13 protein-coding genes are annotated in these 13,268 nt (G+C 35.0%); 3 read left to right on the top strand and 10 right to left on the bottom strand.

The window, feature by feature from the left end; all coding sequences use genetic code 11:
- Positions 1-14 precede the first annotated feature (14 nt).
- Both QUF93_RS13770 and QUF93_RS13765 read right to left on the bottom strand, forming a co-directional pair.
- The gene (locus QUF93_RS13770; RefSeq protein ID WP_002085739.1) at positions 15-254 is read right to left on the bottom strand and encodes a DUF2584 family protein; all 240 of its coding nucleotides are present in this window, start codon (positions 252-254) and stop codon (positions 15-17) included.
- A 184-nt stretch (positions 255-438) separates the two neighbouring features.
- A complete protein-coding gene (locus QUF93_RS13765; protein WP_001119412.1) occupies positions 439-696 on the bottom strand; it encodes a hypothetical protein in 258 nt (85 codons plus the stop codon).
- A 357-nt stretch (positions 697-1,053) separates the two neighbouring features.
- Here QUF93_RS13765 and QUF93_RS13760 point away from each other — a divergent pair, with 357 nt between their 5' ends.
- Together QUF93_RS13760 and QUF93_RS13755 are read left to right on the top strand one after the other, a co-directional pair.
- Complete coding sequence (locus tag QUF93_RS13760; RefSeq protein ID WP_289375394.1) at positions 1,054-2,106, top strand: enoyl-CoA hydratase/isomerase family protein; 1,053 nt, start codon at positions 1,054-1,056, stop codon at positions 2,104-2,106.
- Between the two features lie 159 nt (positions 2,107-2,265).
- Entirely contained in the window at positions 2,266-2,898 is a 633-nt protein-coding gene (locus QUF93_RS13755) for a LysE family translocator (protein ID WP_289360978.1), read from the top strand.
- A 106-nt stretch (positions 2,899-3,004) separates the two neighbouring features.
- On the opposite strand, the gene QUF93_RS13750 is transcribed toward QUF93_RS13755, so the two are convergent.
- The 8 genes from QUF93_RS13750 to QUF93_RS13715 form a co-directional block, all read right to left on the bottom strand.
- Positions 3,005-4,465, bottom strand: coding sequence for a CoA-acylating methylmalonate-semialdehyde dehydrogenase (locus QUF93_RS13750; protein ID WP_289359111.1), 1,461 nt, complete (start codon positions 4,463-4,465; stop codon positions 3,005-3,007).
- A gap of 36 nt (positions 4,466-4,501) precedes the next feature.
- Positions 4,502-5,392, bottom strand: a complete 891-nt coding sequence (locus QUF93_RS13745) for an NAD(P)-dependent oxidoreductase (protein ID WP_002119256.1) — start codon at positions 5,390-5,392, stop codon at positions 4,502-4,504.
- Positions 5,393-5,408: 16 nt separating this feature from the next.
- Positions 5,409-7,118 (bottom strand): acyl-CoA dehydrogenase FadE, encoded by a 1,710-nt coding sequence (locus QUF93_RS13740; RefSeq protein WP_289375393.1) that lies wholly within the window; start codon positions 7,116-7,118, stop codon positions 5,409-5,411.
- A gap of 155 nt (positions 7,119-7,273) precedes the next feature.
- A complete protein-coding gene (gene prpB / locus QUF93_RS13735) occupies positions 7,274-8,182 on the bottom strand; it encodes a methylisocitrate lyase (RefSeq protein WP_289375392.1) in 909 nt (302 codons plus the stop codon).
- Between the two features lie 18 nt (positions 8,183-8,200).
- Entirely contained in the window at positions 8,201-9,637 is a 1,437-nt protein-coding gene (gene prpD / locus QUF93_RS13730) for a 2-methylcitrate dehydratase (protein WP_002119248.1), read from the bottom strand.
- A gap of 98 nt (positions 9,638-9,735) precedes the next feature.
- Complete coding sequence (mmgD, locus tag QUF93_RS13725; protein ID WP_289359109.1) at positions 9,736-10,857, bottom strand: citrate synthase; 1,122 nt, start codon at positions 10,855-10,857, stop codon at positions 9,736-9,738.
- Positions 10,858-11,254: 397 nt separating this feature from the next.
- Positions 11,255-11,545, bottom strand: a complete 291-nt coding sequence (locus QUF93_RS13720; RefSeq protein WP_289375390.1) for a HesB/YadR/YfhF family protein — start codon at positions 11,543-11,545, stop codon at positions 11,255-11,257.
- A 15-nt stretch (positions 11,546-11,560) separates the two neighbouring features.
- On the bottom strand, positions 11,561-12,706 hold the full coding sequence (locus tag QUF93_RS13715) for an MFS transporter (protein ID WP_289359108.1): 1,146 nt from the start codon (positions 12,704-12,706) through the stop codon (positions 11,561-11,563).
- A gap of 238 nt (positions 12,707-12,944) precedes the next feature.
- Here QUF93_RS13715 and QUF93_RS13710 point away from each other — a divergent pair, with 238 nt between their 5' ends.
- Positions 12,945-13,226, top strand: a complete 282-nt coding sequence (locus tag QUF93_RS13710) for a hypothetical protein (RefSeq protein WP_002119241.1) — start codon at positions 12,945-12,947, stop codon at positions 13,224-13,226.
- The last annotated feature ends 42 nt before the right edge of the window (positions 13,227-13,268 follow it).

Here is a 13,268-nt window from a genome sequence, read left to right as displayed (position 1 = left end):
TTACCCTTCTCCTTTTAGTTTACTGATTGTAGTGAAACAAGCTGATAGTTTAGTGTAGTTTTTCCATTCTCCCATTCTAACTTTTGGACAATTGCACTACCGATTCTTTCTTCGTTTGATTTATATAAAGGTAATATTTCTTGAATAGTAAATAGATGATAACCATCTAAAATTAATTGAAATAAATTATCTTCTATATGTAATCTTACTTCTTTTTCATTTGAAATAATTTTTGTGTGCATCTCAAATTTCATGCTAGATACAACCCCTTTTTTTCTAATCTCTACATTTTAATAGTATAGTGGTCATGCAAGATTGACAAGTAAATACACCGCGATGTACATACTTTTTTAATTATAAATATTTTATGTTTTTTTACATAAAATACGGTATGTGAAATTATCAATCTACAAAAATAAAAATGCCATTCAGGCATCCTTATTTTTGTAAGTACTCTTTCATTACGTAGTACAATACAGTTATTAAGACAATCGCTACAAAAAACGCGAATACAGCCACAACATACCCGTCTTTATTTAGTAAAAAACATATGGAAATAGATATTATAAAAATCGGAAACACGAGACGCACCTTATCCTTCACTTCTTCTGTCGTATCTGTATGATGAAAATACTGTGTAATTCCTACCATAAGAGATGACAAAATAATTACCGACAATAGTAAAGGTCCTGGCATTCCGATCTCTCCTTTCTCTATTTCTAATTATATACAAACCCCACGCTCTTTAAAAGTTAGATAATTCAGCCTTTTGGAATTTTCTACATCCACTCTTTAATGGATTGTTACGCCACGCATAATAACACAATATAAGTTATACATATAATAGCGCCTTCAACACTATGATTTCAAATAATTGCGCTTACAGTAATGTTGTAATATTCCTCTTCATTCTCTGAAATCCTGCAAATATAACTCGTCAAAATATGCGATAAATAATAACAATAAGCACCTAATTTAGACAAAAATTATAGAGGACATTTCAACATGTATCAAGAAATAAGAATAGAAAGATTAAGTAAGGGAGGATTTATAATGACTGAACACGTTTTATTTTCTGTTAGCGAAAACGGCGTTGCATCAATTACTTTAAACCGTCCAAAAGCACTCAATTCTTTATCTTATGACATGTTACAGCCAATTGGGCAAAAACTTAAAGAATGGGAGCAAGATGAGCGTATTGAACTCATCGTTTTAAAAGGAGCTGGGACGAAAGGTTTTTGTGCAGGTGGTGATATTAAAACGCTATACGAAGCACGTTCTAACGAAGTTGCATTACAACATGCAGAGCAGTTTTTTGAAGAAGAATATGAAATTGATACATTTATTTATCAATACAAAAAACCAATTATCGCTTGTTTAGACGGAATCGTAATGGGCGGTGGTGTCGGTCTGACAAATGGAGCTACGTATCGAATTGTAACAGAGCGTACGAAGTGGGCAATGCCTGAAATGAACATTGGTTTCTTCCCTGATGTCGGTGCTGCTTATTTCTTAAATAAAGCGCCTGGATATACTGGTCGATATGTTGCTTTAACAGCATCCATTTTAAAAGCTCCTGATGTATTATATATTAACGCTGCTGATTACTTTATGACATCAGATTCATTACCAAATTTCCTTACCGCACTTGAAAATGTAAATTGGAATAAAGAAGATGTACATACTCATTTAAAAGAAGTTATTCGTACATTTGCAACTGCTCCAAACTTAGATGGTAATCTTTCTTCTTCATTAGAAGAAATTAATTCGCATTTTGCATTCGATACAATTGAGGGAATCATTCAATCGTTAGAGAAAGATCAAAGTCCTTTTGCCCAAACAACGAAAGAAAAGCTATTATCAAAATCCCCTGTTTCATTAAAAGTAACATTAAAACAGTTTATCGATGGCCAAGAAAAGTCAGTTGAAGAATGTTTCGCGACAGATCTTATACTCGCTAAAAACTTCTTGCGACATGAAGATTTCTTTGAAGGAGTACGCTCCGTTGTAGTTGATAAAGACCAAAATCCAAATTATAAGTATAAACAATTAAGTGATGTTTCAGAAGAAGATGTAAATCGATTCTTTAACTTACTTAACGCCTAAACAAAGAGGCCATATATTGTAGCTCACTTTCAGCTACTCTATATGGCCTCTTCTTTCCAGTTAAATATTTTTAAATATAATTTAATTTTATTTAACTAAAATGTATGTTAAACTAACGTTAATCGAATTTTCTAAAAACAACAAAGGAAGGCGGATAACATTATGGAAAATTTTCTTCTGTTTATTATTATGTCTATATGTCTTATTATTCTACCCGGTCCTGATACAGCAATGGCTACGAAAAACACATTGGTTGCTGGCAAAATCGGTGGCGTAAAAACTGTTTTTGGTACTTGTGTTGCGCTTTTAATTCACACTTTGGCTGCTGTAATTGGTCTTTCAGCACTTATTGTAAAGTCTGCTCTTTTATTTTCTATTTTTAAATATGTTGGTGCTGTATATTTAGTCTATATCGGTATTAAAGCCCTTTTAGCAGTAAGAAACACAGAAGACTTAAATACAAATGACGTTCCAATAAATAATGACAATAAACATACTTCTTGCTTTCGCCAAGGGTTTCTTACAAATTTACTAAACCCTAAGATTGCAGTCTTCTTTTTAACTTTTTTACCACAGTTTTTAAATCCAAATCATAATACATTTATACAACTTCTCGTTATGGGACTTACTTATCTCATTTTAACAGTCATTTGGTTTGCTTTTTATATATTTTTAATTGATAAAATTAGTGCTTTTATGAAAAAGCCGAAGACACAGCGTTATATTCAAGGGATTACAGGAATCGTCTTAATTGGGTTTGGTATTAAATTAGCCTTTGAAAGAAATAGTTAACACAATGCAAACGAAAATACACTACTCCATTATGAGTAGTGTATTTTCGTTTGCATTATTTTTATAATGAGTGGGAATGCACCCCACTCATTATCATTTCAATTTATTAAAACCAGCGCTCAGTTACAACTTTTTTGCGTGTATAAAATTGAACTCCATCCGTACCATTTGTACCAAGATCTCCAAAGAATGAAGCTTTGTTTCCTGCAAATGCGAAGAATGCCATTGGTGCTGGAACATTAACGTTTACACCAATCATACCAGCATCAATATTGTCTCGGAATGTTTGTGCGTGTTTACCATTTGATGTATAAATAACAGCACCATTCGCAAATTTCGATTGATTTGTCACCTTAATACCTTCTTCTAAATCTTTTACTCTTACAATACTTAATACTGGAGCGAAAATTTCATCTTGCCAAATTTTCATCTCTTGATTTACGCCATCAAAAATTGTCGCACCAACAAAGTATCCTTCTCCAACTTCTTCATTAATTTTGCGGCCATCTACTAATAATGTTGCTCCATCTACTACGCCGCTATTAATATAACCTAAAACACGCTCTTTATGAGATTCACGGATTAATGGTCCAACATAATTATCTTCGTTAAAACCGTCACCTACTTTTAACTTCTTCGTTTCTGCTACTAATACATCAATAAATTCATCAGCAATTTCATCAACTACCGCTACTACTGAACATGCCATGCAGCGTTCTCCACTACTTGCAAATGCAGATCCAATTACACCTTGTACTGTTTTCTCAAGATTGCAATCTGGCATTACAATCGCATGGTTTTTCGCACCAGCTAACGCTTGTACACGTTTTCCGTGTTTCGTACCTGTTTCATATACATAACGAGCTACCGGCTCAGATCCAACGAACGAAACAGCTTGAATATCTTTATTTTCTAAGATGCTATTTACAACATCTTTTCCGCCTTGTACTAAATTTAATACCCCTTTTGGAAAACCAGCTTCATAGAATAACTCTACAAGTCGCTCTGCTAAAAGTGGCGTTCTTTCTGATGTTTTTAATACGAATGTATTACCACAAGCAATTGCAAGTGGGAACATCCATAATGGAATCATCATCGGGAAGTTGAACGGTGTAATACCAGCAACAACTCCGATTGGGTAGCGCCAAATCGATCCATCAATTCCGCTAGCAATATTCGGAAGAGCTTGTCCCATCATTAAATTTGGTGCTGATGTTGCAAGTTCTACTGCTTCAATACCACGCTGCACTTCACCAGTTGCATCCGTTAGTGTTTTACCGTTTTCAAGTGTAATGATTTTTGCAAGCTCATCTTTGTTTTCTTGTAAAAGCTGTAAATATTTATATAATTGTCTTGAACGATTCGGAACTGGTACTTTAGACCATTTTTCGTATGCCGCTTTTGCAGCTTCAACAGCCTTTTCAACATCTTCTTTTGGAGATAGTGGAACGTAAGCAATAATTTTTCCAGTCGCTGGATTCGGAACTGCTTCTACTTCCGTACCTGTTGATTCAACCCACTCACCATTAATATGATTTTTTACTCGTTTAATTTCAGTTGTAATCATTATATTCTCTCCTTTTTTATGATGTATATAAGTCTATTATTTTTGATTAGAAATTAATTGTTCGCTAACTTTCTTATATAAAGCAGCCATATCATTTTCACCATATCCTGCTTTACTCGCTTCTTCATATACGTTTAATAGCATTTCACTTACTGGTAAGTGGAGTTCACTTTCCTTAGCTAAATCAACCGCAAATCCTAAATCTTTCTTTAATAGATTTACAGTAAAGCCTGGCTCGTAGTTTTCTGATGCAATGAAACTTTTATAATTACGCTCATAAATTCTACTTTGGCCATAACTTACATTTAAAATATCAAACATTTTATCTAAATCCATATTGTTCTTTTTCGCTAATGTTAAAGCTTCACTCACACCAGCAGTATAAAAACCAATTAATAGATTGTTAATTAATTTAACAGTTGTGCCACTATCGATTTGCTCACTAACATGGAAAACATTCGCTCCTAACACTTCCATGATAGATTCAGTTTTATCATATACCTCTTTTGATCCACCAACCATAAACGTTAATGTGCGGTTTTCTGCTCCAATTACACCACCACTAACAGGCGCCGCTAAAAAGTCTACTTTCTTTTCCTTCGCCGACTCCTCTAATTGTTTATTTAATTGTGGAGATACTGTACTTGTATCAATTAAAGCTACATTCGAATGGCTATTTTCAAATAATCCTTCTTCCCCAAAATATACCGCTTCAACAGCACGAGGTGAAGGTAAGCTTGTAAAAATCACATCACATGTATCTGCTAGTTTTGAGATTGATAAGCCGATAATTCCTCCTTCTTTTTCAAAGGAAGCTTCAGCCTCTTTATTCAAGTCCACTCCGTATACTGTGTAACCCGATTTAACTAAATTTTTAGACATCGGAAGACCCATGTTACCTAAACCGATAAAACCAATCTTTTTCATATCGCTTTCCTCCTATTTACACAATATATTTCCCGCGATTTATAATAACTTTCGCAATTTCTCTCTTTTTCGTAAATAAGTTCGTGTATAAAGGCACTAATAATTGACGGATTTCAGCTAAAACAATGTGTCTATCTTGTTCTTCTGTGACAGTCGCTGAAAGAATAGAAATCGCTGCTTCTTCTACTTTACGATAGCCTTCTTCACAAATAACATCTGTTATCATTTGCTTCGTACGTTCTTTTTCCTCACCATTTTTACTAACCGCTTTCCTCGTACGTAAAAATGCGGATTCCATAACGTACACGTCCGTCAACATATTTGATAATACGCGTGAATATTCTTGCTCTTGATCAATTTTTAAGCCTGGAGTTTTAGAGAGCGTTTTCAAAGATTGTTTCAACAGTTTTTTCGCTAATAAAATGTAACGATGGTTTCTTTCTACATTTGTTATATCACTTTCTACTACATGATCGTCAATTTGCTCGAACTGTTTCATTAACATTTTAGCAACTGTTAATCTATTAATTTCGTTCGTTCCTTCAAAAATACGACTAATTCTAGCATCACGATATAAACGTTCTACTTCGTATTCTTGCATATAACCGTATCCACCATGAATTTGTACAGCCTCATCTACAATATTGCCAAGTGTTTCAGAAGCATTTACTTTATTAAGTGCACATTCAATTGCAAATTGGGACATTTTTTTCATAAGATCTTCATCACTCTCATGAATTGCTTCATCAATTACACCTGCTGTACGGTAAGCTGCACTTTCTGCTCCATATGTAGCAATAATCATATTTGCAATTTTCTCTTGAATCATCGTAAAGTCTACTAATTCCGTTTGGAACTGTTTTCTCTCTTTTCCATATTGGACCGATAAACCGATTGCTTGTTTTGCTGTTCCAATATTTCCAAAAGCAAGTTTTAGTCTAGCGAAGTTAAGAATATTAAGAGCTACGTGATGCCCTTTCCCAACTTCCCCTAAAGTATTTTCAGCAGGGATAACAACATCTTCTAAAATAAGCGTCGCTGTTGAAGAACCTTTAATGCCCATTTTCTTTTCTTCTAATCCAATGGATACACCTTCACATGTTCTTTCGACAATAAACGCTGTCATTCCTTTATTTGTCTTAGCAAAAACAACGTATACATCTGCCATATGAGCATTTGTAATCCATTGCTTCTCACCATTCAACTTCCAAGCTGTACCCTCTTCATTCAAAACTGCGCTTGTTTTTGCACTTAATGCATCAGAACCAGCATTTGGCTCAGTTAGAGCATACGCCCCAATCCATTCTCCCGATGCGATTTTTGGTAAATATTTTTCCTTTTGTTCTTTCGTTCCGTAATATATGTAAGGCAATGTACCGACACCAGCGTGTATATTAAAAGAAACGCTAAATGCACCAGCGTAACCCATTTTCTCTGCTACAAGACCTGAGACAGCCTTTCCTAGCTCGAACCCGCCATAATCTTCTGGTACCTCAATGCCTAATAATCCAAGTTCCCCAGCTTTCTCAAATAATTGACGAGAAACTTTATAGTTATGTTGTTCGATGTTCTCAATTTGTGGGACAATTTCTTGTTTAACGAATTGTTCTGTCGTTTTTGCAATTAAATCTTCATCCCCTGAAAAATCTTCTGGTGTAAAGAAAGTATTATTCACATCTTTATTGAGTGAAAAAAATTCATCCCATGGTAACTTCGTTTTCTCCATCTGAATCCCCCTATCATTTCGGCCTTCATTGCTCTTTGCATATGCTCGTCTACGATGAGTGGAATATCTTATTATTGAAAACAGAAGGCGATGAGTTTTCACACCAAGCAGTTCGTTTTGCCAAAGATGTATTCTCATCGCCTTAGTTGCTTTACCTATTGATCTTCAGATAATACTGTTTTTGCAATTCCAGTATCTAACTCTTCAAAGTCATGATATGAAATTGTTTCATATAATTCACTTCTCGTTTGCATATTAGAAAGTGCATCTTTTTGAGAACCTGTTTCCTTAATTAAAGTAAATACATTCTCATACGCTTTCGCTGCAACGCGAAGTGAAGTTACAGGATAAATAACCATCTGGAAGCCCATATTCGCAAATTCCTCTGCATTATAATATGGTGTTTTCCCGAATTCAGTCATATTCGCTAATAAAGGTGCATTTACCTTGCTATTAAATAGACGGAATTCCTCTTCTGATTGAAGCGCTTCTGGGAAAATTGCATCTGCCCCTGCTTTCACATATGCATTCGCTCGTTCAATCGCTGCATCTAATCCTTCAACGCCGCGAGCATCTGTGCGTGCTACAATATATAAGCTTGGTGCAACTTCTTTAATCGCTTTAATCTTTTGAACTAATTCTTCTGTAGTAACAAGTTTCTTGCCATTTAAATGGCCGCATTTCTTTGGTAATTGTTGATCTTCAATTTGAACAGCCGCTACTTTCGCTTCTACCATTTCTACAGCTGTTCTCGCTACGTTTAGTACGCCACCAAATCCTGTATCAATGTCAACAAGAACTGGTAAATCTGTAGCTCTTACTAGATCCCTTGCTCTCTCTGCTACTTCAGTAGACGTCACGATACCTAAATCTGGTAGTCCTTTACTTGCAGTATAAGCAGCTCCCGATAAATAAAGAGCTGAAAAACCTGTATTTTTCGCAACAAGAGCTGCCATTGCATCATGAGCACCTGGAATTTGCAAAATTTCATTTGCTTCTACTAAAGATCGGAAGCAATTCGCAAGCTCTTCTTGTGTTGACTGTTTATTCACAACCCAAGCCATTCTAGATTCCCCCTATTATTAAATTAAGAATAGATCTACAAATTCGTTTACATTCATATTTTCTAGTTTTTCTTCATTTAAACAAACTTCATGAATTTGTTCTTGTTGCTTACTAGAATAATGACCTGCCATATTTGCAGTGAATTTTTGAACAACTTTTGGAATCGCTTCGTCTCTACGGAAACGGTGACCAAGTGGGTATTCACATTCCACATTTTCTGTTACAGTACCATCTTTAAAGTGAACTTGAACAGCGTTGGCGATTGAGCGCTTGTTCGGGTCAAGATAATCTAAACTGTACTGCTTGTTTTCAACAACAACCATCTTATTACGTAATTCATCTACACGTGAATCATTTGCTACTACATCCTCATAATCGTCCGCAACGATATCTCCTTTTAATAAACCGATTGCCGTAATATATTGTAAGCAATGATCACGATCAGCTGGGTTATTTAATGGACCTTCTTTATCGATAATACGAATTGCTGATTCATGAGTTGTAATTGTAATACGATCAATTTCATCTAATCTTTCTTTAATTTCCGGATGCAACTTCACTGCACATTCTGCAGCTGTTTGTGCATGGAATTCTGCTGGATATGAAACTTTAAATAATACATTTTCCATTACATATGACTCTAGTGGTCTTGCTAATTTTAATTCTTGTTTATTGAATAATACATCTTGGAATCCCCAGCCTGGCGCAGATAATGCTGTTGGGTAACCCATTTCACCTTTTAGAGCAGTCATTGCAAGATGAACACCGCGACTCGTCGCATCACCTGCTGCCCATGATTTACGTGATCCAGTATTTGGAGCATGACGATATGTACGAAGACTAGAATTATCAATCCACGCATGTGATAATGCATTAAAGATTTCTTCACGTGTTCCGCCAAGCATTTTCGCAACTACAGCAGTTGTTGCTACTTTTACGTATAATACATGGTCAAGTCCAACGCGGTTTAAGCTGTTTTCTAAAGCAAGTACACCTTGAATTTCATGTGCTTTAATCATCATTTCTAATACTTCACGTACTTTTAATGGTTCTTTTCCTTCTGAAATACGAACACGGCTAATATAATCTGCAACAGCTAAAATTCCGCCTAAGTTATCAGATGGATGTCCCCACTCTGCTGCAAGCCAAGTATCGTTATAGTCTAACCAACGGATCATACATCCGATATTAAATGCACCTTTTACTGGATCTAGTACATAAGACGTACCTGGTACACGTGTACCGTTTGGCACGATTGTTCCTGGCACAACTGGTCCTAGTAATTTCGTACACTCTGGATATTGTAGTGCTAAAATTCCACATCCAAGTGTATCAAGTAATACGTAACGAGCTGTACTGAATGCTTCTGCACTAGTAACCTCTTTATTTAATACATAATCCGTAATCTCTTCTAATAATGCATCTTTTTGCTTAATTTCATTTGTTTTAATCATACTAATCTTCCCTTTCTGTCGAAAATTCGTTATTATTAATGATGGGTGTCGGTCAAACACCCATCTGGCGGGCGGCGCTAACAACTCCCCAGTTGTTTTTATTTACTAAATACATGTCGCTCGCCAATATAATTTACACGTGGACGGAACAAGCGATTGTTCGCATGTTGCTCAATTACGTGTGCACATAATCCTACTGTTCTAGAGCTAAAGAAGATTGGCGTGTATAGTTGAATTGGAATACCAAGCATCCAATATACTGGCGCAGCATAGTAATCAAGATTTGGATAAATGCCTTTTTCTTTCTCCATAATTTTCTCTCCAGCTTCACACATTTCATATAGTGTATAATCACCTTTTACATCACAAAGCTGTTTTAAAGCTTCCTTCATCATCAGTGCTCTTGGATCTATCTTTTTCATGTATACGCGATGTCCAAAGCCCATAATTTTTTCTTTGTTGTAAAGTTTCTTCTGTAATAACTCTTCAAATTTCTCAACATTGCCAGCTTCTAAAAGCATGTACATAACCGCTTCATTCGCACCGCCGTGTAAGCTTCCTTTTAAAGATGCAACTGCTCCTGTTAAAGCACCGTATAAATCTGATTGTGTCGATGCAATAACGCGCGCTGTAAATGTAGAGTTTGGCATTTCATGTTCACTATATAAAACAAGGGAACGATCAAAAATCTTCTCCTCAAGTTCAGTCGGTTTTTTACCAGTTAACATATAGAAGAAATTCGCACTATATGACAATTCTTGAAGAGGCTGAATTGGCTCCTCATTATTTAAAATATGATAACTATTCGCTACAATGTTCGGTACTTTACTTAATAGCTTGTACCCTCGGCTTTTATTTACTTCTAACGAGCGGTTTTCGATATCACTATCGTAACCAGCTAATGCAGACACACCTGTACGTAATCCATCCATAGGATGCGTTTCTTTAGGTAATGCCTTTAACACATTGAATACACCTTCTGGCACCGCATATTCTTCTTTTAATTTCTTTTCGATTGTTGCTTTTTCATCCTCATTCGGTAGATGTTCTTCTAATAAAAGGTGCACAATGTCTAAATACTCTTTTGTTTTTGAGAGTTCGATTAAATCATACCCTTGAATTACAATTTCACCTTTTACTGTGTCAAGAAACGAAATTTTCGTCTCCGCTGCTACTACACCATCTAATCCCGGGGAAAATTTTTCTTCAGCTTTCATCATTATTTCCTCCAATCCTAATAGATCTTCGTGCACATAACTGTAAGCCTTTACAATACTGTGTAACTACATTTCTATTTCAATGTATCAGAGTTTTTAGAAGATTTCAATTTATTTTATAACGATAAGTTTCCTATACTTTTATCGATGTAATAATACAATTTTTCAAAAATAACTTTCATATTTTATAAAAAAAGGACAGACATCCTTTTTCGATTTTCTAAAGCGAAATATAAAGATATTCCATATAATCCCACTAAATATACCTTTAATCTCCTTTTTTTTAACAAATATATAAAAAACGAGCTGCCCTCATGCACAGCTCGTTTTTTATAATATTTATTTCATATTCCCCTTAATATAATTCTTATATAAAATTTATTTATTTTTAATAAAGTTATTATTTTACATAATTAAATTGAATTTCTTCCGTTTCTTTACGATAGCTTACAACTAAATCATAGTTTTGAAAGTACCCAAGATCATCAAAATCCACAAAAAATAGAATACCTTCTTTTTCAACTGACACTATTTCCCCAACTGGTTTCTCAGAAACAATTCCTAAAGAATATCCGGGCTGAGTTGAGCTATTCCCACCATACCTTACGTTAAATCGAACAGATTCATCATGTTTTATACGTAATTCTTCCTTAAACCATTGTAGCGCTTCATCATCAACTGAAATTTTCATCTTTGTTCCTCCAGTTTACGCAAAATCTTTTTTGCCTAATCGTTGCTTTACAAAAGTGACAAATATAATTAAAGCTATTAATCCTGAAATTGCACTACCTGCGAATAAAATACGGTAACCAAATATTTGTGAAACAAACCCAAGTAAAATCGCACCTAATCCAATACCTAAATCAAATGCAGTAAAGAATGAAGCGTTAGCAACTCCTCTTTTACTCGGAGCAACAATTGTAAGCATCGCTGCTTGCAAAGCGGGCTGTGCTGAACCGAATCCAACACCGTATAATGCCGCTGCAATAATTACTCCTATTAAACTATTTGAAATAGTTAATACAACTATAGCTAAAATGGTAATACATAGTGCCGGGAGTATGATAAATACTTCTCCATATTTATCTAATAATTTACCTGAAATCGGCCTTACAATTGTTAAGGCAATTGCATATACAAGAAAGAATGTCCCAGGATTCACATCAATTGATGATGCAAATAACGGTAAAAACGTTGTAATTCCTCCATATGCAAATGATAAAAAGAAAACAACAATCGTTATTGATAAAACGGATTTTTCAAACAGCTGAATTTTCCCTTTTTCTTTTTGTGGCGCGAATGGCATTTTCGTTATTAATGATAATACGACTGCCATAAAGGATAAAATCGTAGCTAAAAGGAATAGACCATGAAATGAATAATTTTGTACAACCCATAATCCAATCATCGGGCCGATTGCCATCGCAATTGTCATCGCCATCCCATACCAGCCCATTCCTTCTCCGCGGCGTGAATCTGGTATAATATCAGTTATAGCTGTCCCAACAGCTGTTGTAGAAACGGCCCATGTCACACCATGAATAACGCGTAAAACTGCTAAGAATATAATAGTTGTTGCTAAATTATAAGAAAACATTGTTAGTCCAAAAAAGATAAGTCCCCAAATGATAAAAGATTTCCTACCATATTTATCTAACATACCTCCAATAATTGGCCGTATCATTACTGCCGCTATTGTAAACATTCCCATCATCAGTCCAACTTGTGATTCATTTCCACCTATCTCTTTAATAAAGAGCGGGAGCGTTGGAACAAGTAAATAAAACCCTGTAAATAAAAATAACATCGCGATAGTCATTTGAATAAATGATTTCGTCCATAATCGTTCCATTAAAATTCCTCCATAAACACGTAAAATATTGCAATCAACACATCAATTGTATATTTTTCATGTTCCCTTGCCCTCCGCTAATAGACTTATCTTTTCATAATAAATGGTCTACCCTCAATTTAAGTTGGTCTTACGACTTTATACCTATGTTTTAAGCGAAAGTCCTATCTATATGTACCTTTATAAGCATTAAAAGAATATACTACTTTATCATTGAAACTTAGGAGTGATCGTTTTCATGTGGGTATCACCAAGAATAACTACTGCGGTTCCATCCGTTCCATCAGTACACGTTCCCACCGTCCATACAGCAAGTTCCGATGCTGGTATTGAACTTCCCGCAACTTGGCAACAATATCAACTTCCTGGTCAAGTCACCCCCTCATTTTGGCATCATGGCACACATCCAAGTAGTACCACCTTTTATAACCCCAGTTATATTCCTTTACCTTCAACTCAAATCTTTTACCATTTTCCATCAATTTATTTTCAAAATTTTTATGGTACTTTTAATATTTAAAAATATTTGTAAGCAATCACAACCTTTTTAAATACAAAAAAA

It is taken from the genome of Bacillus hominis (assembly GCF_030348325.1).
Lineage (GTDB): Bacteria > Bacillota > Bacilli > Bacillales > Bacillaceae_G > Bacillus_A > Bacillus_A hominis.
The sequence above is the reverse complement of the archived record's forward strand: the minus strand, read 5'-3'. Positions and strand labels throughout refer to the sequence as shown.